A 22,426-nucleotide genomic window follows, 5' to 3' on the forward strand; every position below is an offset into this window, starting at 1 on the left:
TGCGCCTTCCAATCACGCGTGTCGTCCCTCCAATCACGCGAGTGCGCCTTCCAATCACGAGAGTTCCGCTTCCAGACACGCGTGAGACGGTCAGCGGCCCAAGAGACCCTTCGCGATGTGCGTCACCTGGATCTCGTTGCTTCCCGCGTAGATCATCAGCGACTTCGCGTCCCGCGCCAGCTGCTCGACGCGGTACTCCGCCATGTACCCGTTGCCGCCGAACAGCTGCACGGCCTCCATCGCGACCTCGGTGGCCGCCTCTGAGGAGTACAGCTTCATCGCTGAAGCCTCGGCCAGCGTCGGCATCTTGCCCGCGCGCAACGTCTCGATCAGCTGGAACACCATGTTCTGCACGTTGATCCGCGCGACCTCCATCTTCGCCAGCTTGAGCTGGATCAGCTGGAAACGCCCGATCTCCTGGCCCCACAGCTTCCGGTTCTTCGCGTAGTCGACGCTGAGCCGGTGGCATTCGTTGATGATCCCGAGCGCCAAGGCCGCGACACCCACCCGTTCGACGGCGAACCCGGACTTCACCTCGGCCTTGCTGTCGCCGTCGCGGCCGGTCTCGGACTCGCCGAGCAGCCTGTCTCGCCCGAGCCGGACGTCGCTGAAGAACAGCTCGCCGGTCGGCGACGACATCATGCCCATCTTCTTGAACGGCATGCCCTGCGTGAGCCCGGGCATGCCCTTGTCCAGCACGAACGTCAGCACCTTGCGGTCGCGTTTGTCCACTCCGTCGCCCTCGTCGAGCTTGGCGTAGACGATGATCGTGTCGGCGTACGGGCCGTTGGTGATGAACGTCTTCTGTCCATTGAGGACATACTCGTCGCCGTCGCGCCGCACCGACGTCTTCATGCCGCCGAAAGCGTCCGAGCCGGAGTCGGGTTCGGTGATCGCCCACGCGCCGACCTTCTCGAACGTCGCCAGCCCGGGCAGCCAGCGTTCCTTCTGCGCCTGCGTGCCCTTGGTCAGGATCGTCTGCGCGGTCAGCCCGATGCTCACGCCGAGCGAAGCGACGATGCCGAGGCTGACCCCGGCCAGTTCGCTCACCGCGATGATCGCCATCGCCTCCTGCCCGCCGAACGCCAGGCCGCCACCACCACCCGAGCCCCGCTCCTTCGCCAGCAGTTTCTTCACCGATTCCCGCGCGAGCGCGTCGATGCCGAAGGCGGCGAACATCTTCCGGATGAGGTCGTACGGCGGCAGCTGCCCGCTTTCCAGCTCGTCGAGATGTGGCCGGATCTCCTTGTCGACGAACTCGCGGATCGCGTCGCGGATCAGCAGTTCGGTCTCGGACCACTCGATCACGGCAGCCTGGCCGCGATGTCGTCGATCGCCCAGGCGCCCTCGGTTTCGATCACCTTGACGTCGTGCCAGCCGGCGAGTTCGGAGATCGCCCCGCCCTGCACCGCGAACACTTTGCCGGTGAGCGGGCACTTCTCGGTCGCGAGGTAGGCCACGAGCGGCGAGATGTTGGCCGGGGAGAAGGCATCGAACTCGCCTTCCTCGACCTCCTGCGCGAAGATCGCGCCCATCCCCGGCGTCGCCAGGGTGAGCCGGGTCCGCGCGATCGGCGCGATCGCGTTGACGCGTACGCCGTAGCGCTCCAGTTCCTCGGCGGCGACCAGGGTCAGCGCGGCGATTCCCGCTTTCGCCGCGCCGTAGTTGGCCTGCCCCGCGTTCGGCAGCGTCACCCCGGACGCCGACGCGGTGTTGATCACCGAACCGGCCACCTGCTCCCCGGCCTTGCTCGCCGTCTTCCAGTACGCGGCCGCGTGCCGCAGCACCGCCGCGTGTCCCTTGAGGTGCACCGCGATCACGGTATCCCAGTGGGACTCCTCCAGTCCGGCGATGAACGCGTCGCGCAGGATGCCCGCGTTGTTCACGACGACGTCGAGCCTGCCGAACTCGTCCACCGCCTGGGTGACCAGTTCGGCGGCACCCGCCCAGTCGGCGACGTTGGCCGTGTTCGCCACGGCCTTCCCGCCTGCCGCCCGGATCTCGTCGGCGACCTCCTGAGCGGGCCCGATGTCGGTGCCGCTGCCGTCGTTCGCTCCGCCGAGGTCGTTGACCACGACGCTCGCGCCCTCACGCGCGAACAGCAGCGCGTGCTCGCGGCCGATCCCGCGCCCGGCGCCGGTGATGACGGCGACCCGCCCGTCGAGTACTCCCATGTCTTTTGCTCCTACTCCGCGAATTCCGCGAGGCCGTCCTTGATCACGACGGTGTCGCCGACGGTGGTTTCGAACGCGTAGCTCGTCTCGCCCGCGCGCCAGATCTGCGTCGCCAGGTCCTGGCCGGGCAGCACCGGCTTGGCGAACCGGACGGCGAACCGCTTCAGTTTGTCCACATCGGACCCGGCGACCTCGGTCAGCAGCGCCCAGGAGGTGAACGCCATCGTGCACAGGCCGTGCGCGATGATGCCGGGCAGCCCCGAATCCTTCGCGACCTCTTCGTCGAGATGGATCGGCATCGGGTCGCCCGCGGCCGGCGCGTACCGGAACGTCTGGTCGTCGTCGACGTGCTGGCTCACCTTCGCCACCGGGGCCCGCGAGCGCAGCGCGTCGTCGAACCGGTGCTCCGGCCCGAGTTCGCCCCGTGTCTCGCCGGTGTCGAACCCGCGCACGAACAACGTCACGAACTGCTCGTTGACCGGTTCGCCGTCCTCGGTGCGGCATTCGAGGTGGATCGTGCCGCGAGTGCCGTTCGGAAGCCCCTCGTATCCGGTCATCCGCGCCCGGGACACCAGTTTGTCCCCGGGCCGGATCGGCCGGTGGAACCGGAATTCCTGCTCCCCGTGGACGATCCGGCCGAACAACCCGACCGGAACGACCTCGAGCGCGGGTTCCATCAGCGACTCGAACACCGGCACGATCGCGAAGACCGGGCTCGCGACGTCCCCGGCGAGGTGCGCCGGGATCGGGTCGTTGGTGGCCTTCGCGTACTCGATCAGCCGTTCACGGGTCACCTCGAACCGCGACTCGTCGGTCCAACTGTCGAGCCCGGCGGGATCGAACCGCTCTTCGGTCATGCGACCAGCGCCTTGAAGTTCTCCAGCGACGCGTCGAGGTTCTTCTTGCCGTCCTTCTCGACGGCCTTGCCGAGCGCGCCGATGATCATCTGCCCGGCGAACTCGGCGGTGATACTGGCGAGCGAACCTTCGCCGGCCGCCTCCACGGCCAGCGCGAACTTCACCTTGACCCCGGCCATCCCGGTGCCGGAGATGACCAGCTTCGACGGCGCCTCGAACTCGTCGACGGTCCAGGTGATCGTGTTCGGCATCCCGAGCATCGTGACGACCTCGGAAGCCTGCGAGCCCTTTGAGAACTCGGCCGGGACGTCGCCCTTCCACTTGGTGTGGATGGTCAGCCACTTCTCGAAGTTGTTGGGGTTGGAGAACTCCGCCCAGACCTTTTCGGGCGCGGCGGGGAGTTCGACGGAGGCACTGATCTGGCCCATGGTGGTTCCTTTCGGTGGTGAGATCAGCGCTCGGCGCGCTGGTAGGCGGTGACGACGGCGGCGCCACCGAGTCCGATGTTGTGCTGCAGCGCGGCTTCGACGCCGTCCACCTGCCGCTTGGCCGCGGTGCCGCGCAACTGCCAGGTCAGTTCGGCGCATTGCGCGAGGCCGGTGGCGCCGAGCGGATGCCCCTTGGAGATCAGTCCGCCGGAGGGATTGACGACCCATTTGCCGCCGTAGGTGGTGTCACCGGAGTCGACCAGCTTCCCGGCCTCGCCCTCGGCGCAGAGCCCGAGCGCTTCGTAGAGCAGGAGTTCGTTGGCGGAGAAGCAGTCGTGCAGTTCGATGACCTGGAAGTCCTCCGGCCCCAGCCCGGCCTGGTCGTAGACCTGACGCGACGCCTGGACGTTCATGTCGTGCCCGATGATGTTCTTCGCGGTGCCGTCGAAGGTGCTGGCGAAGTCGGTGGTCATCGCCTGCCCGACGATCTCCACGGCTTGCCCGGCCAGACCGTGCGAGTCCACAAAGGACTCACTCGCCAGGATCGCCGCGCCGGACCCGTCCGACGTCGGCGAGCACTGGAGCTTGGTCAGCGGGTCGTAGATCATCCGCGAGTCGAGGATGTCTTGCAGCGAATAGCTTTCCTGGAACTGGGCGTACGGGTTGTTCACCGAATGCCGGTGGTTCTTCTCGCCGATCTTGGCGAAGTGCTCGGCCGTGGTGCCGTAGGCCTTCATATGCTCGCGGCCCGCCGCGCCGAACATCCAGGGCGCCGGCGGGAACAGCACTTCGGAGATCTCCGCGAGCGCCTGGAGGTGCCTGCCCATCGGCTGCTCGCGGTCGTCGTAGGTCGAGCCGAGCGAACCCGGCTTCATCTTCTCGAACCCGAGCGCGAGCACGCAGTCCGCGCGGCCGCCCCGGATCGCTTCCGCGGCGAGGTACAGGGCGGTCGATCCGGTCGAGCAGTTGTTGTTGACGTTGACCACCGGGATACCGGTCATGCCCAGTTCGTAGACCGCGCGCTGCCCCGAGGTCGACTCGCCGTAGACATAGCCGACGTAGGCCTGCCGGACCTCGTCGAAGGCGATCCCGGCGTCTTCGAGGGCCTTCGTCCCCGACTCCTTGGCCATCTGCGGGTAGTCCCAGTCCTCACGGCGTCCGGGCTTCTCGAATTTCGTCATGCCCACGCCGACGACGTACACCTTGTTCGACACCGCGACGCTCCTTGTCGTTGCCGGGACCCTGTGAACCTGAAGATACAGACAGGTCTGTATTTATCAACCCTTACATACAATCCTGCACGGATGTTACTTCCGGCACGTTGCGTGTCAGATGACGCAGACGAGCGGCCCGTACCCCCGTTAAACAGGGCGAACACGACTTACAGGGGGTTTCGATGAAGCGCACGAGCATGGTCCTGGCGGCCACCGTCGCCGCCGGACTGCTGTCGGCGGGCACCGCGTCGGCGAGCGAGTGGACGATGAGCTACCTGCCGCTCCCGGCCGGTGGCGCCGCCGCCCGAGTGACCGCCACGGACGGCGCCGGTAGCTATGCGGGAACCTACGACGGGGGGCTGATCACCTGGGCAGGCGGAACCTTCGAGGACCACGGCATCCCGGCGGGCTACACCTCGGTCGAAGCGGTGGACGAGAACGCGTCCGGTTCGGTCCTCGGCAACGCCGTCTCCTACCCGAACGGGAGCCGCTACCCGGACAAGCGCGCCTTCGCCTTCGAGAACGGCGGCTTCCAATTCCTGGGGAAGGTTCCGGGCTACTACAACACGCTGGCCATCGGCATGAACAACCGCGGCGACATCGTCGGCGAGGTGTTCAACGACATTCGCTACGGCTCCACCGCCGCTTTCTGGCCGTCCGGCGACCGCGCGCACCCGGTACTGCTGGACGTTCCGCCGCTGGCCGACCCGGTCGACATCGACCACGACGGCACGATCCTGCTCAACGACCAGATCAACGGCCCCGCGCTCTGGAAGGACGGCGTTCTCCAGCGGCTCGTTCTTCCCGAGGGCGTCCGAGATGCCCGCGCCGTCGCGATCCGGGACGGCAAGGTGCTGGGCGCGAACTCGTCGGTCAACTGGCTCTGGACGGCCTTCGACACCTCGGTAGAGATTCCGGGGAACATGCAGACGACGGCCCTCAACGGATCCGGTCTGGTCACGGGCTGGATTTCGCCGAGAATCCCCACGGTGTGGTCACCGGGCGGCCCGATCACGACGCTCCCCGTACCCCTTGAGGGGTATGGCGTCGTCGTAGGCGACAACGGTGAGATCGCGGGCCAGCTGGGGGGCAACTTCGACAACACACCCGTGGTGTGGCGCCGTGGCTAAAGTCGGACCATGGATCTCGAGGAGCTTCGGCAGCGGTTCTCCCAGCTGACCACCGCGCATCTGACCGACGGCTGCGTCCGCACCGGCGTCCCGGTCCGGTGCGCGCCCGCCGGAACGCACGCGGTCGTGCCCGGCAGCCGCGTCGCCGGGTGGGTCTCCCCCGCTCGGCACGTCGGCAGCGTCGACGTCTTCCTGGAGGCATACGAAGCCGCTTCACCCGGCGACGTCCTCGTCGTCGACAACGGCGGCAGGCTCGACGAAAGCTGCGTCGGGGACCTCGCGGTCCTCGAAGCGCAGGCCGCCGGGCTGGGCGGCGTCGTCATCTGGGGCCTGCACCGCGACACCGTGGACATCCGGAAGATCGATCTGCCGGTCTTCAGCCTCGGCTCGATCCCGACCGGCCCGCTCTCGGTGTCCGCACGCCCCGAAGGTGCGCTGGAATCGGCCGTCGTCGGCGACTGGACGGTGAGCCGGGCCGACTTCGTCTTCGGGGACGACGACGGCGTCCTGTTCGTCCCGGCCGACCGGGCGGACGAGGTGCTGGACCGCGCGGAGGCCATCCGCGACACCGAACGGCTTCAGGCGGACCGGATTCGCGCGGGAGAGTCCCTTCGCGAGCAGGTGCGCTTCGCCGACTTCCTCGCGGAGCGCGCGAAGACGCCTTCGCTGACGTTCCGCGAGCACCTGCGGGCGGTCGGCGGCGCCATCGAGGAGTAGCGGCGATAGCAAGGGACCTTTGCTATCGCCGAAGGGCCTGACCAGGGCAAACGCCCCGGCCAGGCCCTCATGCGAGAGCTAGCTGGTCTTCGCCCCGCCGAGCCACAGCAGCCCGTCGATGACGAACCGGTTCTGCACCTCACTGCCGAAAGTCGACGACAGCGGCTGGTTCGTCTCGTAGTTCATCTTGTTGTGGCCGAAGTTGGCGTACAGCATCTTGTACTTGTTGTTGGTCCAGAGGATCGGGTAGTACCCGCTGTACCAGGACTGATTCGGGTCAGTCCCGAGCGGGAAGCTCACCGGGTCCACCGACGCGAGGATCCGGATGTCCGGGTTCTTCCGCAGATCGCTGTTCCAGGCGTACCACTCGCTCACCGAAGAGGTGAACGTCGCGGGCAGCCTGGTGGTCGAGACGTGCGGCCGGTTCTCCACCTTCAGGGTCGACGTCGTCGGGCCCCACGTGTTCGATTTGAACGAGCCCGTGCCGAGGAACTTGTTGTGGTACCAGTCCCACGACGACGGATTCGTGGTGAACGCCGCGACGTGGAAGCCGAACCACGCGCCGCCCGCCCGCATGTAGCGCTCGAAGCCCGCGCGCTGCGCCGAGGTCTGCGGCAGGTCGTCGAGGAACAGCACCACCTGGTACTGCGACGGCTGGAGCGAGTTCAGCTGGTTCCAGTTGTTCGTCGCGGTGTAACTGAAGTTGTTCTGCGACGCGGTTTTCGGGAACCACTGGTTGGCTTCCTTGACGAAGCTGATGTGCGCCGCGTCGTAGGTGCCGTTGTAGAAGGCCAGCACCTTGAACGCAGGCGCTGCTTGCGCGCTCGTCACCGGCGCCGAGGCCAGTGTGAGACACGCGACGAACAGGAGAGCGAGCCGGAGAAAGAACTTCTTCAACTTGGTCACCACCCGTGCCGATAGCGGAGGCCGAACCCGAACGGGAACAGCGGGGACTTTCCATCGCCGACGTTGATCGGCTGCTGGTCTGCACTGCGCATCCACGTCACCGGCAATTTGCCGGTGGGATTGTGGTCGCCGAAGAGCACATCGGCGACGCCCTGGCCTTCCGAATCCGGCAGCCACGACGCGATGAGCCCGTCCCAGTCGGGCACCTGCGCGGCGATGTCGAGCGGCCGGCCGGAAACCAGGACCACCACGGTCGGCACGCCGCTGTCCTGAGCCGCTTCAGCGTCGACAGATCTTCGGCGTCGAGGGTCATCCGCGAAAGCAGGTCGGCCACCCGGACCTTGACCGGCCGCCAGGCGTCCCGGTGCGCGGGGCCGTTTCCGGCCAGTGCGGGCGTGTGCGACCCCAGTACCAAGGCGGCCGTCACGATCCCCAGGGTCAGTCTCCGCATCCGGGTCCTCCTCGACACCATGCGTAAGTTCAAGGCTTGAATTAATGCATAGAGAAGGTCACATGGTCTAGACCTGCGAAAAAGACGGTTCCCAGTGACCGACACCGCGCCGAATCGATAACCTGGGGATTATGGAACTGCGGGATATCGAGATCTTCCTGGCGCTCGCCGACGAACTACATTTCGGCCGCACCGCGGAACGGCTGCATGTCTCGCAGGCACGCGTGAGCCAGACGATCAAGCAGGTGGAACGCCGGATCGGCGCGCAACTGTTCGCCCGCACCAGCAGGCGCGTCCAGCTGACGCCGATCGGCAGGCGGCTGCGGGACGACCTCGATCCCGCCTACCGGGCACTGAACGAAGGCATCGAACGCGCCGTCGCGGCCGGCCGCGGGATCGGCGGGGTGCTGCGGCTGGGGTTCGAGGCGCCCGGCGTCGCCGACCTCGTCGAGGATCTGCTGGACCGCTTCCGGCGGCGGTACCCGGACACCGAACTGCTCATCCGGGAGGCCGAGTTCGCCGATCCGTTCGCGATGCTGCGATCGGGTGAGATCGACGTGCTGGTGACCCTGCTCCCCGCCGACGAACCCGATGTCATCACCGGGCCGCCCGTGCACGCCGAACCGATGGTCCTCGCGGTGTCGTCGAAACACCCGTTCGCGCGACATAGATCAGTGACGCTCGACGACCTCGCGCGCGACACCGTCCTGCGCGCGGCGCATCCGCCGGAGCCGTACTGGATCGAAGAACCCCGGCAATGGCTGACGCCGGCCGGGCACCCGGTGACGCGCGGAAAGCCGTTCGCGACCTTTCAGGAACTGCTCGCCGCGATCGCCGGCGGCACCGGCATCTGCCCGCTCGCCGCGCACGCGCAGGAGTACTTCAGCCACCCGAGGATTCGCTTCGTGCCCTTCGAGGGCTCACCCGACGTCGAGTGGGGCATCGTCTGGCCGCGCTCCGCCGAGACCGCCCGCGTACAGGCCTTCGCGCACGTCGCCTCCGGCGGCAACCCCCGCAATTAGTCCTCTAGTTGCGGTCCTTGCACGCGCAAGTACCGCAACTAGAGGACGAAATGCGTTTTGACCGAGGTGCCTCAGCCCGTGACTTTCTGCACCCAGCCGTCTTCGATCTTCACGATCTGACCGTTCGCGGTCACGGTCGGCGTGCCGAAGCCCTTGCCGTTGCCGAAGTCCTGCTCCAGAGCCGGATCCGTGGAGATCTTCTCGTAGGCGGCCGCGATCTCCTGCTCGTGGACGCCGGTGTTGATCGCCATGGCGAACGCCGGATCGGTGATCCCGACGTCGGCGCCGAGCTTGATCAGCTGCCCCTTGTCGAAGCCCCGGCCGCCTTCTTCCGGCTGGTCCTTGAACAGCGCGTCGTGGAAGGCCATGAACTTGCCCGCGTCGGCCGCGGCGAGCGAGGCGTTGGCGGAGTCCATCGAGTAGCCCGGCGGATCCGACCTCTGGTTCAGCATCGGCAGCATGTGATAGCGGACCTGCAAGGTCCCGTTGTTCACCTGCTCGTGGATCTGCCCCTTGAAGGATTCCTCGAACTGCTTGCAGACCGGGCACAGGAAGTCGGCGTAGATGTCGACGGTCTTCGCCGCGTCGGGCTTGCCGACGACCACGACGGCCCCGTCGCGCTTCTCGACCACCCCGGGCGCCGTCGCCGTGGACTGCGCCTGGATCACCTTGCCTTCGGTGCTGTCCTTGCTGGACGTCGTCCAGATCACGCCGCCGATCACCAGCGCGGCGAGGACGGCCACCGCGACCGAGATCGCGACGATCTTCTTGGTGTTGTCACCACCGGCGGTGCCTCTGGCCTGTGACACCGACCGCGAAGCCGTCTGCTGCTGCTTACGTTTCCGAGCGTTCCGCTCAGCTCCACCCACGTCTATTCGTTCCCTTCAGCGATACCCACATAGTCGTCGTCGGCGGGGGCGTGAGAGTTCCCGAGCCAGCCGTCCACGGACAGCCAGGTCCGCGGCCGCACGATCAGCCAGACGCCCAGCAGGGCGAACCCGAGGTCTCTGGCGATCTCCTGCGGATACTGCGTCTGATCCGCGGAGATCTGTCCGCCGCCGCCGAAGCAGCCGCAGTCGATGCTCAGCCCGCGCGCCCACGATTGGGCGATCGCGGCGATGAGCACCGCGAGCAGCAGCACCGACAGCACCGACACCCAGCGCGTCACGTACCCGGCGAGCAGGAACAGGCCGAGCGCCAGTTCGGCGAGCGGCATGGCGATCGCGGCCGGGCGGACGAACGCGTCCGGCAGGACGTCGAACGCCTGCACCGCGATATAGGTCTGACCTGGATCGCTGATCTTCAGCGCGCCGGATATCAGCCATACGGCAGCCAGTCCGAACCGGGCCAGCGTGCCCACGGCGTCGAGCACGACTTGGGGCGGTCTACGCACGGGCCTAGGCTAACCGGCGACCCTGAGAACAAGGTGAGGCGGCGGACGGAGGCACCCGATGCGGGGACACGCCCTGCTTCTGGCCGGCTTGATGCTGGTCACAGCGGCCGGCTGCAGCAAGGAGACCGGGCCGTCGGACTCCCTGGTCACGCGAGCCGTCGGGTCGAACAAACTCACCATCGGCATCCGCTACGACCAGCCGGGGCTCTCCCAACGGACGGTCGACGGCCGCTACGTGGGCTTCGACGTCGACGTCGCGAAGTACATCGCGAGCGAGCTGGGAGTGGACGCGGATCACATCACCTGGCACGACAGCAAACCGTCCGCGCGTGAGACCGACATAACATCGGGGTCCACGGATCTCATGGTGGCGACCTACTCGATCACCGAGAAGCGCAAAGCGCTGGTCGCCTTCGCCGGGCCGTACTTCGAAACCGGCCAGGACCTGCTGGTCCGGCTCCGGTCGACCGACATCACCGGCCCGGAGAACCTCAACGGCCGCAAACTGTGCGCGGTGGGCGGCACCACCTCGGCCGAGCAGGTGCGCGACAAGTTCGCCCAGGCCGTCCAGCTCGTCGAGTACCCGCGCTATCAGGACTGCGTCACCGCGCTGCTCGCCGGCCAGGTCGACGCGGTGACCACCGACGACGTCATCCTGGCCGGCTACGTGGCGCAGAATCCGGAACTGCTGCGGGTCGTCGGCAAGCCGTTCTCCGCCGAGAAATACGGCGTGGGGCTGCGTAAAGGCGACGGCGAGGGGCGTGCGGCGGTGGCCAGGGCCATCCAGAAGATGATCTCGTCCGGCGCCTGGATCGACTCGCTGAACCGCAATATCGGCCCGTCCGGCTACCGGATCCCGGCCCCACCGCAGGTCACCGAAAAGTGACCCTTCAGCTGCCCGATCTGCCGGTTCGCGCCGTCCTGCCCGAACTCCAAGCCGCTCTCGACGCCCATGGGACCGCGGTGCTCGTCGCGCCGCCCGGAACCGGCAAGACCACGCTGGTACCGCTCGCGCTGGCGACCGGTGAAGGCCGGGTGATCGTCGCCGAGCCGAGGCGGCTGGCGGCTCGGGCGGCCGCGGCGCGGATGGCCTCCCTGCTGGGCGAACGGGTCGGCGAGACGGTCGGCTATTCGGTGCGCGGCGACCGGAAGGTCTCGTCCTCGACGCGCATCGAGGTGGTCACCTCCGGGCTGCTGGTCCGCCGGGTGCAGGGCGATCCCGAACTGCCGGGGGTCTCGACCGTCCTGCTCGACGAATGCCACGAACGCCATCTCGACGCGGATCTGCTGCTCGCGCTGCTGCTGGACGTCCGCGCCGGGCTGCGGGACGACCTGCGCCTGCTCGCGACGTCCGCCACCGTCGCCGCCGGCAGGCTGGCGGCGCTGCTCGGGGACGCCCCGGTGATCACCGCCCACGCCCGGACCTACCCCGTCGACGTCTCGTACCTGCCCCCCGCCCGCCGCGAACGGATCGAGGCGACCGTGGCCAGGGCGATCCACAAAGCACTGTCCGAAGGCGACGGTGACGTGCTCGCCTTTCTCCCCGGTGCGGGCGAGATCGCACGGACCAGCGGACTGCTGAGCGGGTTGGACGCCGACGTGCTGCCGCTGCACGGCCGGCTTTCGGTGGCGAGCCAGGACGACGCGCTGCGGCCGCGCGCCCGCCGTCGCGTGGTGCTTTCGACGTCGGTGGCCGAATCCAGCCTGACCGTGCCGGGTGTGCGCTCGGTGGTGGACTGCGGACTGTCCCGCGTTCCCCGCGTCGATCACCGGCGCGGGTTGCCGGGGCTGGCCACGGTGCGGGTGTCGGCGGCCGTCGCGGAGCAGCGCGCGGGCCGGGCCGGCCGTGAGGCGCCGGGGCGCGCGTACCGATGCTGGGCGGCGCACGAACAAGGGTCGCTCCCCGCTTATCCCGAACCCGAGATCAGGACCGCGGAACTGGCGCGGTTCGCCCTCGAACTCGCGTGCTGGTCCACTCCGGACGGTTCCGGCCTCGCCTGGTGGGACCCACCCGGTGAGGGCGCGCTGGCCGCCGGGCGGGCGTTGCTGGTGACACTCGGGGCGACCACGGAAGACGGGACGGTGACCGGACGCGGCCGGAAGATGGCCGGGCTCGGCCTGCATCCGCGGCTGGCGCGCGCGTTGCTGGACGGTGCCGCGCGGACCAACGCGCGGTCGGCGGCCGAGGTCGTCGCGCTGCTGGACAGCGGCGGCACGCTGACCGATCTCGAGGCCGAACTACGGCGGGTGCGCGGCGATGATCGCTGGAAGTCCGACGTACGAAGGCTTTCCCAGCTGGTGCCCGACGGCGGTGGCGCTCCCGACCCGGCGCTGGTCGTCGCGCTGGCCCATCCGGAGCGGCTCGCGCGACGGCGTTCCTCGGGGACGCCCGTCTATCTGATGGCCGGGGGAACGGCGGCGGAACTGCCACGCGGCAGCGGACTTGCCGACGTCGAATGGCTGGCGGTGGCCGAAGCGACCCGCGATCCGGGACGGGCACAGGGAATCATCCGGCTGGCCGCACCCGCCGACGAGGCGCTCGCCGTACGCGCGGCGCCGAATCTGGTGTCCTCAGTGGACGAAGTGCACTGGTCCTCCGGCGACGTCGTGGCCCGTTCGGTGCGGAGGCTCGGCGCGATCACTTTGTCCGAAAAGCCGTTGCGCTCGCCCTCCCCGGACGCGATCCGTGCGGCGCTGCTGGAGGGATTGCGCGCCGAGGGCCTCGGCCTGCTGCGCTGGTCCGAAGACGGACGGCGGCTGCGGGAACGGGTGGCCTTCCTGCACCGAGTCGTGGGCTCACCGTGGCCCGCCGTCGACGAAGCGGGCTTGTTGTCCACTTTGGACTCCTGGCTCGATCTCGGCACGGCGCGCCGCCGGTCGGACCTGGCTTCGATCGACGCCGGTTCCGCCTTGCGCGGCCTGCTGCCCTGGCCCGAGGCGTCGCGTTTGGACGAACTGGCGCCGGACCGGCTGGAGGTGCCGTCGGGTTCGCGGATCCGGGTCGACTACTCGGGCGAGCAGCCCGTGCTGGCGGTGAAACTGCAGGAGACCTTCGGCTGGCTCGCCACGCCCGAACTGGCCGGCGTACCCGTCGTGCTGCACCTGCTCTCGCCCGCCGGCCGCCCGGCCGCGGCCACCGCCGACCTGGAGTCGTTCTGGCGCAACGGTTATGCCGCCGTACGCGCCGATCTCCGCGGCCGATACCCGAGGCATCCCTGGCCCGACGATCCGCTCAACGCGGCCCCGACCCGGCGCGTCAGCCGCCGAGGAATGTCATGAAAGGGTCTTTCAGGACAGTTTTCGTCCTGAAAGACCCTTTCATGACACGACCGGCTCCCGCCTAGTCCATCATCTGGTGCTGGGGCTTCGTTGGCAGCTGCTTCGCCAGCTCCTCGTCGTCTTCCCGCTCGCTCATCCCGAGCTGCACCGCGCTCCGGATCTGCTCCCGGTTCTCCTGCACCACATGCGCGAAGAATTCGTCGATCCGCGGATCGGTCAGCACTTCGAGGATCACGCGCATCGCGGTGTCTATCACCGAGCGCACCACCTCGTCGTGGAACGGCAGTTTCGAAAGCCGCCCCGCCTGCGGGTCGTTCTTGAGCTTCTCGGCGATGATCCCCCGCAGCAGCGACTGGTTCTCCCCCAGCGACCGCGCCAGGTTCTGCGGATAGTTCCCGGTTTCCAGCACCTTGACGACCTCGTCGAGCACCGCGATCGTGATCGGCTTCTTGATCGCCAGCACGATCGGCCGCGAAAGCCGTTCGACCAGCCGCTGGGTGAACCGCTCCCCGAAGGCGCGGTCGGCCGTGCGCACGAGCCGGACGATCACCACGAGGATCCGCAGCAGCCGGAACCCGCGCAGCGCCGGATGCGCGATGGGGATCATGCCGAGGATCTCGTACCAGTTGCGCAGCGGGAACCACTTCTCCCAGCCGTTGCGCCGCCACCGCCACAGGAATTCCAGCGCGAAGATCCCGCACACCACGGTGTCGATGACGAAGACGCGGTGCGCCGTCTCGTCCGAATGCGGGAAGAACATCACGTAGACGAGCAGTCCGACCGAGAACACGGCGAGTACGAGCATCACCAGGTCGAGCGGGTTCACGCGCCGTTGTTCGCGGGTGGTCATGCCGCCGATTCTGCCTTTCCGCAGTGACTCGTGCCCAACGGCACCTGTCGAAAGTAAGGGATGGCCGGTGACCTCGGGGCGATGTCCGCGCGGGTACCGGAACCGCAGACTTCGGGGACCAAAGAACCTGGAGGGCGAAGATGATCACGCTTCGAGGACTCACGAAGCGCTATGGCGAGAAGACCGTCGTCGACGGCCTGACCTTCGCCGTCGCGCCGGGCAAGGTGACCGGTTTCCTCGGTCCCAACGGCGCGGGCAAGTCGACGACCATGCGGATGACGCTCGGCCTCGACGCGCCGAACGCAGGCGAGGTCCTCATCGACGGCAAGAAGTACGAGGATCTGCGGTATCCGCTGCGCGAGGTCGGCGCGCTGCTGGAAGCGAAGGCCCTCCACCCCGGCCGGAGCGCGGGCAAGCACCTCCTGTCGATGGCGCAGAGCAACGGGATCCCGGCGAGCCGGGTGGACGAGGTACTCGCGACGGTCGGCCTCAGCGATGTCGCCGGCAAGCGGGCGGGGACGTTCTCACTCGGCATGGGCCAGCGGCTCGGGATCGCCGGGGCGCTGCTCGGCGACCCCGCCGTGCTGATGTTCGACGAACCGGTCAACGGACTCGACCCCGACGGCGTCCGATGGGTGCGGCAGCTGATGCGCTCGCTCGCGGCCGAGGGGCGCACGGTGTTCGTGTCGAGTCACCTGATGAGCGAAATGCAGCTGACCGCGGACAAGCTCGTCGTCATCGGCAAGGGAAAGCTGCTCGCCGACGCCCCGGTCGACGAGTTCATCGCGGGCAACTCGCGGACGTCGGTCGCGGTGGCGGTGCCCGCTCCCCGCGACCTGCTCGCACTCGAACAGCGGCTGCGCGCGCTCGGGGCGACCACGGAAACCGACCGCGGTGAGCTGATCGTGCACGACCTGCCGGTCTCGCGCGTCGGCGATGTGGTGCACGAACTCGGGATCCGCGTGCACGGGCTGACCGAACGGACCGCGTCGCTGGAACAGGCGTACATGGAACTGACCGCGTCGTCGGTCGAATACGGAACGGGGGTCGCGGCGTGAAGTCGCTCATGATTCTGGTGGCGGTGATCGCCGGCCTGCTGGGGGTGCCGGCGGCCGCGTCGGCGGCGCCGAATCTGTCGCTGCCCACGCCGGGTGGGCCGTTGCCGATCGGGATGCGCACGCTGCATCTCACCGACCAGCAGCGAGCGGACCCCTGGGTGCCTGAGAAGCGGCGCGAACTGATGGTCAGCGTCTGGTACCCGGCCGTTCCGATCGGGCGCGCGCCGCTGTACATGACGCGGGCGGAGTCGGCGGCGGCGGTCGCCGGGCGGAAGCTCGACCTGCCGCCGGACGCGCTGAGCAAGGTACGGGTCCACTCGAGGGAGAACGCGCCTTCGCTGCCAGGACGGCGTCCGCTGGTCGTGCTTTCGCCGGGCGCTGGCAACAACCGGATCACGCTGACCTCGGTGGCGGAACGTCTTGCCGCACAAGGTTTCGTGGTCGCCGGTATCGACCACGCCTACGAAGCCTGGGCGACGGAATTTCCCGACGGGCTGCGCCAGTGCGTCGCTTGTGGACGACCGAGCGACCCTTGGCCCGCGGCGATCGCGAACCGCGCGATCGACACGTCGTTCGTCATCGACACCTTGGTGAAGGACCGGCGCTGGTCGATCGACGTCACGAAGATCGGGATGGCCGGGCATTCCGCCGGCGGTTCGGCGACCGCCGCCGCGATGGTCGCCGACCGGCGGATCAAGGCGGGCGTGAACGTCGACGGCCCGTTCTTCGGCACCGTTTCCCTCGACCGGCCGATTCTGCTGCTGGCCAGCCCGATCGGCGAGAAGTACTACAGCCCGACGTGGAACGAGACCTGGCCGCGGCTCACCGGCCCGAAGGAGCGGTACCTGCTCGAGAACAGCGGGCACTCCTCGGTGACGGATTCCGCGATCCTGGTCGACCAGCTGGGGCTGCGACCGCACATGCCGCCGGCCGAGGTCGAGAACCAGTACGGCTCGATCGACTCGCGGGTGGCGCTGGACTTCTTCCGCGACCGGCTGACCACCTTCTTCAAGCAGTGGAGCGCACGATGAACGCGATCTCTTCGGAATGGACCAAGTTCTGGTCGGTCCGCTCGACCTGGTGGTGCCTGATCGGCGGGCTGGCCATGATGCTCGCCTACTCCGGTGCGCTGGGCCTGGCCTCGAACGCGGGCGTCGAACGCTCGATGGCTCCGCACGCCGTCGTGGTCGGGGCGGCGTTCTACCTTTCGCAGTTCGCCGTGGTGGCGCTGGCGACGCTGTTCATCACGAGCGAGTACGCCAGCGGCAGCATCCGCTCGACGCTGCAGTGGGTGCCGGTGCGCAACCGGGTGCTGCTGGCGAAATCCGCGGTGCTGCTGCCGGTGCTGTTCGGCTACGGCGTGCTGCTGGCGCTCGCCGGGATACTGCTCTCCGCCCCGCTGATCCCCACGCCCGATTCGTCGTTCGGCGACGTCCTCCTGACTTCGGCCGGCATGGGCGGGTACTTCGCGCTGCTGGGGCTGCTCTGCCTCGGCCTCGGGACGGCGCTGCGCAGCACGGCGGGGACGATCGTGTCGGTGTTCGTGCTGCTGGTGATGATCCCGATGTTCGCCGGATCGCTCGGCTGGGAAAGCGCCGTGAACTACTTCCCCGGCTTCGCGGGCGTCAACGCGATGGTCATCGCAGGGGAGCCGAACCCGATCTTCGGCGGCGTCGCGCCCTACGCGCCCTGGGTCGGCATCGCGCTCTGTGCAGCGTGGGCCGCGGCCGGTCTCGCGACCGGGTCCGCGGTGCTCCGCCGCCGCGACGCCTGAACGAGAGCAAGGGACCTTTGCTCCCGCTCGCTTAGCCTGCCTAAGTAAGCGGTAGCAAAGGTCCCTTGCTCCCTTCTGCATCAAAACCGCAGGTCAGCGGGCACAGGCGATAGCAAAGGTCCCCTGCTACCCCGCCACCCCGAGCCCCGCCAGAACCTCTCGCGCGTTCCGCGTCAGCTCCGCCAGGTCGGGCGGCCGCAGCGAGCCGGTCCCGGCCAGCGCGTCGAAGATCGTCCCGTCCAGCCAGCCGACGAGCACCCGCGCGTGCCGCTCCGGCTCCGCCGAACCGCATTCCGCGAGCACCTCGGCGCAACGCTTTCGGATGACCAGGCCCCCGCGGTCGTAGGCCTCCCGCAGTTCCGGCCGCCGCGTCGCCTCCAGCGCGAACTCGTACCGGGCGAGCATCCGCGTCCGCCCCTGGGTGATCGCCGCGTACGCGAACCCCGCCACGTATTCGGCGAACTGACCAGGCCGGGGGTCGACGGTGACCTCGTCGAGCTCGATCATCCGCGAGATCGCCAGTTCCAGCAGCGCCGCCCGCGTCCGCGCGTAGTACGAGGTCGAACCCGCCGGCAGCCCCGCGAACCGGTCGATCGCCCGGTGGGTCAGCCCGCGCATCCCTTCGGCCGCGATCACCTCGATGGCCGCGTCCCCGATAGTGGCCCGTCTCTCAGTCGACACTCTACAAGTGTAGTAGTACTCTACATCCGTAGAGGAGGTCACCATGCGCAAAGCGATCGTGGTCGGCGGAGGAATCGGCGGACTCAGTGCCGCCATCGGACTGAACGGCATCGGCTGGGAGGTCACCGTCCTGGAACAGGCCCCGGAACTCACCGCCGCCGGCGCCGGCATCTCCCTGTGGCCGAACGCCCTGCGCTCACTCGAAACACTCGGCGTCCGGCTCGGCAAGCTCCAAGAACAGTCGTCCGGCGGGCTTCACGATCGGCGCGGCCGCCGCATCACCCGCTGGGACGCCGACGCGTTCCGCCGCAACCATGGCCGCCCGCTCGCCGCCATCCACCGCGCGGACCTCATCGGCGCGCTCCGCGACACCCTGCCCGCCGACTGCGTGCGCACCGGCACCGAGGTCACCGGCATCGACGACCTGGACGCCGATGTCATCATCGGCGCCGACGGAATCCACAGTGGACTCCGGAAACAGCTATGGCCGGAGCATCCCGAGCCGGTCTACAGCGGCAGCACGGCCTTCCGCGGGGTGACCACGCTCCCCCGCGCGATCGACCTCAGCACGAGCTGGGACGACGGCGCCGAGGTCGGCGTGATCCCGTTGTACGACGGCCGCGTCTACTGGTGGGCGAGCTACGTCGCCGAAGCGGGAATCCGGCACGAAGACCCGAAGGCGTACCTGCGCGAGCACTTCGGCGGCTGGCACGAACCGATCCCCGAACTCATCGAGGCGACCCCGCCCGAGGCGCTGCTCCACCACGACCTCTACCTGCTCGGCACTCCCCTGCCCTCCTACGTGAAGGGCCGTGTCGCGCTGCTCGGCGACGCCGCGCACGCGATGCCACCGTTCCTCGGCCAGGGCGGTTGCCAAGCCATCGAGGACGCCGTCGTGCTCGCCGCCGCGCTCAGCACCACCGACGACGTCGACGAGGCCTTGAAGAGCTACGACGAGCAGCGCCGACCGCGCAGCCAGGGCGTCGTCAAGGCTTCGGTCCAAGCGGGCAAGGTGGGACCACAGCTGAGGAATCCGCTCGCGGTGGCCGTCCGCAACGGCGTGTTCCGGCTGCTTCCGGGCGCGCTCACCGCCCGCATCGGCGCCGGCGTCAGCGGCTGGACCCCGCCTGTTCCCCGCCGACCAGCCCCGCCTCGTACGCGGTGATCGCGGCCTGCACCCGGTTCCGCGCGCCGAGCCGGTTCAGGATCGTGCTCACGTAGGCCTTCACCGTGCCTTCGACCACGAACAGCTTTCCCGCGATGTCCGCATTGGACAGTCCCGAACCCAGCAGTGCCAGCACTTCTCGCTCACGGGGGGTCAGTTTCGCCACCAGCGCCCTGGCCTCCTCGGCTCGGGTCACCTGACTGCCGGAGAACCGCGCGATGACGCGTTGGGCGACCTTCGGGGAAAGGAACGCCGCACCGCCCGCGACAGCGTGGATCCCGGCCAGGAGTTCACGCGGGTCACCGGATTTCAACAGGAAACCGCTGGCGCCGAGGCCGAGCGCGCGCTCGATATAGGCGTCCTCGCCGAACGTCGTCAGCATGATCACCCCGATGTCCGGCAAGACCCGCCGGATCTCCTCGGCGGCCTTGAGCCCGTCCATGACCGGCATCCGGATGTCGAGGAGCACGACGTCCGGCCTGGTCGCGCGAGCCTGCTCGATGGCGGCGCGGCCGTCCTCGGCCTCCGCGACCACCTCGATGGTGGTGTCAGCGGCCAGGATCGCGGAGACCCCGGCCCGGATCATCGCCTCGTCATCGGCCAGTACCACCCGGATCATCCGGGTTCCCCCTTTTTTCGTCTTCACTGATCACTTCCTTCGCCACGAGTTTCCCGTCGGCGAAGCAGAATCGGTAGGTCTCGTAGTCGAGATTGAACACGCTGCGCTCGGTCCCGTAGTACTCGCATGTCGACCCCGCCGGCGCCGCCGGTATCCCTTCGCGCGGCCGCGCGATCCGCTGGCCTTCCGGCAGTAAGGACGCGATCTCCGCGCGAGTCTGCCCCAGCCGGATCTGCGCGTAGTCGTGCCCGGCCATTTCCGAGCGGTACCACTGGACGAGAAAGACCACGCCGCTGATCCCGACCACCATGCCGAAGAGCCCGATCGGCACCACGATCGCCTGGATCAGGCTGCGCCGGACGTCACGGCGGGCGCGTTCCAGTTCCCGGGCGGACGTCGACTGCCCGACCTCGGCGTCCATCTCGGCCTGGCTCTCCGGCGATTCCTCCGACGGCGCCGCGTCGTGCGGCAACGTCGCGCCGACCTCGAATCCGCCCTCGCGTGGCCCCGCGCGCAGCGTCCCGCCGACCAGCCGGATCCGTTCGCGCAGGCCGATGAGCCCACGGCGTCCCGAAGTCCGGCCGGGCAAGGGTCCCGCCGGCGGTGCGGCGTTGGTGACGACGACCTCCGTCCGCCCGTCCGCCCGCACGACCCGCACGGTGACGGCCGCGCCGGGCGCGTGCTTCACGACGTTCGTCACCGACTCCTGGACCACGCGATACGCCGCGCGGTCGACCATCTGCGGCTCGCCGTCGCCGCGGTCGTCCACAGAGGACTCGATCAGGACACCCGAGGCCCTGGCGCGATCGAGCAGTTCGTCGATGGTTTCGTGCACCGGTTCGGTCGGGGCGTCGGCCTCACGCAGCACGCCGATGATCTCGCGCAGCCGCTCGGTCGCCGTCGCGGCACTCTGCCGGAGTTCGCCCGCGGCCTGCCGCTGCTGTTCGTCGAGCCCGCCGGCGACCTCCAACGCCGCCGCTCGCACCGCGATGAGACTCAGCTCGTGACCCAGCGAATCGTGCATGTCGCTGGCGATCCGGGTCCGCTCGCGCAGGCGCGCACGGTCGGCGACGAGCCGTTGACGGCTCTCCATCTCCTCGGCACGCCGCCAGCCGTCGCGCGCCATGTCCTCACGCTGCCGGATGTAGCGGCCCAGCAGCCACGGCGACACCGAGCCGAAGACCAGCACACCGAGCAGCGCGCCCCACGCCGAGAAGCCGTCGTCGCTCCACACCAGGGCCACGGGTGCCGCCACCACCGAGACGGCCGCGAAGGCACGCAGCATCGGCTTCGCCACCGGCTTCCGATAGCCGGCGAGGTAGCTCATCGCGACCAGGAGGAAGACCTCCCAGATCGGCACGCGGCCACCGAAACTCCCCAGGATCACGAGGCCGCCGAGCATCGAGAGGGCCAGTGAGACCACCGGATAGCGGCGCGACACCGCGATCGCCACGGTGGTCGTGGTGAGCGCGGCGACCAGTTCCCAGCGGTTCCGGTTGGTCCCGGCGTCGATGATCACCAAGCCGCACAGCCCGAGCCAGAGCGCGAGGTCCATGACCAGCCGCCACCCACGCCGCACGGGCTCCTCAGCGTCGTTCACACGGACGGACGCTACAAGCCGCGACGACCGGTCCGCCATGGACGAAAGTCAAGGTCGTCCGATCACCCGGCTTCCGCCCGGCTCATGAGGCATGATGATCGACCATGGCCGAGCGCACGCTCTCCGGCCAGCTAGGCGGTCCTGTCCCGGCAGGCATCGAAACGCTGGCCGACGACGACAAACAGGATCTCTCCGACGCGTTGCGCGATGCGCGGCACCGTCAGGCCAAGGCACTGGCCGCGGCGGGCGAAGAGGGCTTGAAGTACGTACCCGCACTTCTGCGGGGTGCCGTCCGCAAGGTGGTGGGCCTGTGACCACCGAGAACTTCGCTTCGCAGGCTGAGATCCTCAAGCTCGCCCGCGTCCTCGGTACCACTCCCGAGCGGCTCGCCTACCTCGAAGGTGTGGACGCCGCCGAGCTCCAGACATTCCGCGAGCAGGTCACCGACACGCTGTTCGACGCCAACCTCGCGGTACTCGAGCGCATGGCGCTGGCGAGCAGGCTGGTTCCCGGCCCGATCCTCGCGAAGATCGCCGAGAAGGTCTTCGGCCCGCTTCTGTGCGCCCGGATCGCCGGGCTGGTGGACGTCTCCCGTGGCGTCGACGTCGCGAAGCGCCTGAAGCCGCCGTTCCTGTCCGACGTCGCGGCCGAGCTGGACCCGCGCCGGGCGAGCGCGATCATCACGCGGATCCCGCTCGACACCGTCGTCGCGGTGGCCGGCGAACTGGTGCGCCGCGAGGACTGGATCACCGTCGGCCGCTTCGTCGGCCACCTGCCGGACCCGACCGTGAAGAAGGCCCTCGACGTCATCGGCGACGCGGCGCTGATCCGGATCGCGTTCGTCCTCGACGACAAAAGCCGGATCGACCACGTGCTCGGGTTGCTCTCCGAGGACCGCTTCCGCGGTCTCCTTCGCGTCGCGAGCGCCGACGAAGCCCTGTGGCCGCCGGTGCTCGACCTCCTCACCCACCTGAGCGAAAAGCGCGTGGCGCAGTGGTCGCACCTGCTCGGCGAACTCCCCGCGGACCTCCGGGAACGCGTCGAAGAAACCCTCGGCCAAGCCTCCTGACCAGGCCGGGGGAGCAAGGGACCTTTGCTATCGTTTTGA

The 22,426-nt window shown here is 68.7% G+C and carries 23 protein-coding genes and 1 pseudogene; 11 read left to right on the forward strand and 13 right to left on the reverse strand.

Going from position 1 to position 22,426, the window contains the following annotated elements; all coding sequences use genetic code 11:
* Positions 1–90: 90 nt before the first annotated feature.
* From ACLJRL_RS26495 to ACLJRL_RS26515, 5 genes are read right to left on the reverse strand one after another with little or no spacing between them, the layout of a single operon-like run.
* A complete protein-coding gene (locus tag ACLJRL_RS26495) occupies positions 91–1,308 on the reverse strand; it encodes an acyl-CoA dehydrogenase family protein (RefSeq protein WP_410658983.1) in 1,218 nt (405 codons plus the stop codon).
* Positions 1,305–2,174: an SDR family oxidoreductase gene (locus ACLJRL_RS26500; RefSeq protein ID WP_410658984.1), complete on the reverse strand. Its 870-nt coding sequence runs from the start codon at positions 2,172–2,174 to the stop codon at positions 1,305–1,307. Before ACLJRL_RS26500 ends, ACLJRL_RS26495 begins: the two co-directional genes overlap by 4 nt.
* Positions 2,175–2,185: 11 nt before the next feature.
* The gene (locus ACLJRL_RS26505) at positions 2,186–3,031 is read right to left on the reverse strand and encodes a MaoC/PaaZ C-terminal domain-containing protein (RefSeq protein ID WP_410658985.1); all 846 of its coding nucleotides are present in this window, start codon (positions 3,029–3,031) and stop codon (positions 2,186–2,188) included.
* The gene (locus ACLJRL_RS26510) at positions 3,028–3,459 is read right to left on the reverse strand and encodes an SRPBCC family protein (protein WP_410658986.1); all 432 of its coding nucleotides are present in this window, start codon (positions 3,457–3,459) and stop codon (positions 3,028–3,030) included. The genes ACLJRL_RS26505 and ACLJRL_RS26510 overlap by 4 nt, the downstream gene beginning before the upstream one ends.
* Positions 3,460–3,482: 23 nt before the next feature.
* Complete coding sequence (locus tag ACLJRL_RS26515) at positions 3,483–4,673, reverse strand: lipid-transfer protein (protein WP_410658987.1); 1,191 nt, start codon at positions 4,671–4,673, stop codon at positions 3,483–3,485.
* A gap of 182 nt (positions 4,674–4,855) precedes the next feature.
* Between ACLJRL_RS26515 and ACLJRL_RS26520 the strand changes: the two genes are divergently transcribed.
* Both ACLJRL_RS26520 and ACLJRL_RS26525 read left to right on the forward strand, forming a co-directional pair.
* Positions 4,856–5,803, forward strand: coding sequence for a hypothetical protein (locus ACLJRL_RS26520; RefSeq protein WP_410658988.1), 948 nt, complete (start codon positions 4,856–4,858; stop codon positions 5,801–5,803).
* Positions 5,804–5,812: 9 nt separating this feature from the next.
* The gene (locus tag ACLJRL_RS26525) at positions 5,813–6,520 is read left to right on the forward strand and encodes an RraA family protein (RefSeq protein WP_410658989.1); all 708 of its coding nucleotides are present in this window, start codon (positions 5,813–5,815) and stop codon (positions 6,518–6,520) included.
* 78 nt (positions 6,521–6,598) lie between these two features.
* On the opposite strand, the gene ACLJRL_RS26530 is transcribed toward ACLJRL_RS26525, so the two are convergent.
* Both ACLJRL_RS26530 and ACLJRL_RS26535 read right to left on the reverse strand, forming a co-directional pair.
* On the reverse strand, positions 6,599–7,426 hold the full coding sequence (locus tag ACLJRL_RS26530; RefSeq protein ID WP_410658990.1) for a ThuA domain-containing protein: 828 nt from the start codon (positions 7,424–7,426) through the stop codon (positions 6,599–6,601).
* Positions 7,423–7,739, reverse strand: a pseudogene (locus tag ACLJRL_RS26535) (glycoside hydrolase family 3 protein); the annotation flags it as partial. The pseudogene ACLJRL_RS26535 and the gene ACLJRL_RS26530, both read right to left, overlap by 4 nt.
* Before the next feature lie 269 nt (positions 7,740–8,008).
* Here ACLJRL_RS26535 and ACLJRL_RS26540 point away from each other — a divergent pair.
* Positions 8,009–8,899 carry a LysR family transcriptional regulator gene (locus tag ACLJRL_RS26540; protein ID WP_410658991.1) on the forward strand — a complete coding sequence of 297 codons (891 nt, stop codon included), beginning with the start codon at positions 8,009–8,011 and terminating at the stop codon, positions 8,897–8,899.
* 71 nt (positions 8,900–8,970) lie between these two features.
* On the opposite strand, the gene ACLJRL_RS26545 is transcribed toward ACLJRL_RS26540, so the two are convergent.
* Positions 8,971–9,768, reverse strand: coding sequence for a DsbA family protein (locus ACLJRL_RS26545; protein ID WP_410658992.1), 798 nt, complete (start codon positions 9,766–9,768; stop codon positions 8,971–8,973).
* A 2-nt stretch (positions 9,769–9,770) separates the two neighbouring features.
* Positions 9,771–10,259 carry a MauE/DoxX family redox-associated membrane protein gene (locus ACLJRL_RS26550; protein WP_410659060.1) on the reverse strand — a complete coding sequence of 163 codons (489 nt, stop codon included), beginning with the start codon at positions 10,257–10,259 and terminating at the stop codon, positions 9,771–9,773.
* 91 nt (positions 10,260–10,350) lie between these two features.
* On the opposite strand from ACLJRL_RS26550, the gene ACLJRL_RS26555 reads away from it, so the two are divergent.
* Together ACLJRL_RS26555 and hrpB are read left to right on the forward strand one after the other, a co-directional pair.
* Positions 10,351–11,178: a glutamate ABC transporter substrate-binding protein gene (locus tag ACLJRL_RS26555; protein ID WP_410658993.1), complete on the forward strand. Its 828-nt coding sequence runs from the start codon at positions 10,351–10,353 to the stop codon at positions 11,176–11,178.
* The gene (gene hrpB, locus ACLJRL_RS26560; protein WP_410658994.1) at positions 11,175–13,571 is read left to right on the forward strand and encodes an ATP-dependent helicase HrpB; all 2,397 of its coding nucleotides are present in this window, start codon (positions 11,175–11,177) and stop codon (positions 13,569–13,571) included. The genes ACLJRL_RS26555 and hrpB overlap by 4 nt, the downstream gene beginning before the upstream one ends.
* Positions 13,572–13,632: 61 nt before the next feature.
* On the opposite strand, the gene ACLJRL_RS26565 is transcribed toward hrpB, so the two are convergent.
* Positions 13,633–14,421 (reverse strand): ion transporter, encoded by a 789-nt coding sequence (locus tag ACLJRL_RS26565; protein WP_410658995.1) that lies wholly within the window; start codon positions 14,419–14,421, stop codon positions 13,633–13,635.
* Between the two features lie 140 nt (positions 14,422–14,561).
* Here ACLJRL_RS26565 and ACLJRL_RS26570 point away from each other — a divergent pair, with 140 nt between their 5' ends.
* The 3 genes from ACLJRL_RS26570 to ACLJRL_RS26580 are packed head-to-tail and all read left to right on the forward strand — an operon-like array spanning position 14,562 to position 17,253.
* Complete coding sequence (locus ACLJRL_RS26570) at positions 14,562–15,479, forward strand: ABC transporter ATP-binding protein (RefSeq protein WP_410658996.1); 918 nt, start codon at positions 14,562–14,564, stop codon at positions 15,477–15,479.
* Entirely contained in the window at positions 15,476–16,510 is a 1,035-nt protein-coding gene (locus tag ACLJRL_RS26575) for an alpha/beta hydrolase family protein (RefSeq protein WP_410658997.1), read from the forward strand. The genes ACLJRL_RS26570 and ACLJRL_RS26575 overlap by 4 nt, the downstream gene beginning before the upstream one ends.
* Positions 16,507–17,253, forward strand: coding sequence for an ABC transporter permease (locus ACLJRL_RS26580; protein WP_410658998.1), 747 nt, complete (start codon positions 16,507–16,509; stop codon positions 17,251–17,253). The genes ACLJRL_RS26575 and ACLJRL_RS26580 overlap by 4 nt, the downstream gene beginning before the upstream one ends.
* 126 nt (positions 17,254–17,379) lie before the next feature.
* Here the strand turns inward: ACLJRL_RS26580 and ACLJRL_RS26585 are convergent, their stop codons facing one another.
* The gene (locus tag ACLJRL_RS26585) at positions 17,380–17,979 is read right to left on the reverse strand and encodes a TetR/AcrR family transcriptional regulator (protein ID WP_410658999.1); all 600 of its coding nucleotides are present in this window, start codon (positions 17,977–17,979) and stop codon (positions 17,380–17,382) included.
* On the opposite strand from ACLJRL_RS26585, the gene ACLJRL_RS26590 reads away from it, so the two are divergent.
* The gene (locus ACLJRL_RS26590) at positions 17,978–19,099 is read left to right on the forward strand and encodes an FAD-dependent monooxygenase (protein WP_410659000.1); all 1,122 of its coding nucleotides are present in this window, start codon (positions 17,978–17,980) and stop codon (positions 19,097–19,099) included. The two genes, ACLJRL_RS26585 and ACLJRL_RS26590, sit on opposite strands and share 2 nt — an antisense overlap.
* Here ACLJRL_RS26590 and ACLJRL_RS26595 read toward each other — a convergent pair.
* On the reverse strand, positions 19,044–19,718 hold the full coding sequence (locus tag ACLJRL_RS26595; protein WP_410659001.1) for a response regulator: 675 nt from the start codon (positions 19,716–19,718) through the stop codon (positions 19,044–19,046). The genes ACLJRL_RS26590 and ACLJRL_RS26595 overlap by 56 nt on opposite strands.
* Positions 19,693–21,297 carry a sensor histidine kinase gene (locus ACLJRL_RS26600; protein WP_410659061.1) on the reverse strand — a complete coding sequence of 535 codons (1,605 nt, stop codon included), beginning with the start codon at positions 21,295–21,297 and terminating at the stop codon, positions 19,693–19,695. The genes ACLJRL_RS26595 and ACLJRL_RS26600 overlap by 26 nt, the downstream gene beginning before the upstream one ends.
* 125 nt (positions 21,298–21,422) lie before the next feature.
* Here ACLJRL_RS26600 and ACLJRL_RS26605 point away from each other — a divergent pair, with 125 nt between their 5' ends.
* Positions 21,423–21,632 (forward strand): hypothetical protein, encoded by a 210-nt coding sequence (locus ACLJRL_RS26605; protein WP_410659002.1) that lies wholly within the window; start codon positions 21,423–21,425, stop codon positions 21,630–21,632.
* A complete protein-coding gene (locus ACLJRL_RS26610) occupies positions 21,629–22,387 on the forward strand; it encodes a hypothetical protein (RefSeq protein WP_410659003.1) in 759 nt (252 codons plus the stop codon). The genes ACLJRL_RS26605 and ACLJRL_RS26610 overlap by 4 nt, the downstream gene beginning before the upstream one ends.
* The last annotated feature ends 39 nt before the right edge of the window (positions 22,388–22,426 follow it).

This window comes from Amycolatopsis sp. lyj-112, assembly GCF_046549055.1.
GTDB lineage: Bacteria > Actinomycetota > Actinomycetes > Mycobacteriales > Pseudonocardiaceae > Amycolatopsis.

Coding starts and splice junctions, on each gene's coding strand:
- ACLJRL_RS26505 (WP_410658985.1), bottom strand. CDS start 3,031: ATGACCGAAGAGCGGTTCGATCCCGCCGGGCTCGACAGTTGGACCGAC.
- ACLJRL_RS26500 (WP_410658984.1), bottom strand. CDS start 2,174: ATGGGAGTACTCGACGGGCGGGTCGCCGTCATCACCGGCGCCGGGCGC.
- ACLJRL_RS26590 (WP_410659000.1), top strand. CDS start 17,978: ATGCGCAAAGCGATCGTGGTCGGCGGAGGAATCGGCGGACTCAGTGCC.
- ACLJRL_RS26605 (WP_410659002.1), top strand. CDS start 21,423: ATGGCCGAGCGCACGCTCTCCGGCCAGCTAGGCGGTCCTGTCCCGGCA.
- ACLJRL_RS26570 (WP_410658996.1), top strand. CDS start 14,562: ATGATCACGCTTCGAGGACTCACGAAGCGCTATGGCGAGAAGACCGTC.
- ACLJRL_RS26580 (WP_410658998.1), top strand. CDS start 16,507: ATGAACGCGATCTCTTCGGAATGGACCAAGTTCTGGTCGGTCCGCTCG.
- ACLJRL_RS26565 (WP_410658995.1), bottom strand. CDS start 14,421: ATGACCACCCGCGAACAACGGCGCGTGAACCCGCTCGACCTGGTGATG.
- ACLJRL_RS26595 (WP_410659001.1), bottom strand. CDS start 19,718: ATGATCCGGGTGGTACTGGCCGATGACGAGGCGATGATCCGGGCCGGG.
- ACLJRL_RS26585 (WP_410658999.1), bottom strand. CDS start 17,979: ATGGTGACCTCCTCTACGGATGTAGAGTACTACTACACTTGTAGAGTG.
- ACLJRL_RS26540 (WP_410658991.1), top strand. CDS start 8,009: ATGGAACTGCGGGATATCGAGATCTTCCTGGCGCTCGCCGACGAACTA.
- ACLJRL_RS26520 (WP_410658988.1), top strand. CDS start 4,856: ATGAAGCGCACGAGCATGGTCCTGGCGGCCACCGTCGCCGCCGGACTG.
- ACLJRL_RS26510 (WP_410658986.1), bottom strand. CDS start 3,459: ATGGGCCAGATCAGTGCCTCCGTCGAACTCCCCGCCGCGCCCGAAAAG.
- ACLJRL_RS26555 (WP_410658993.1), top strand. CDS start 10,351: ATGCGGGGACACGCCCTGCTTCTGGCCGGCTTGATGCTGGTCACAGCG.
- ACLJRL_RS26525 (WP_410658989.1), top strand. CDS start 5,813: ATGGATCTCGAGGAGCTTCGGCAGCGGTTCTCCCAGCTGACCACCGCG.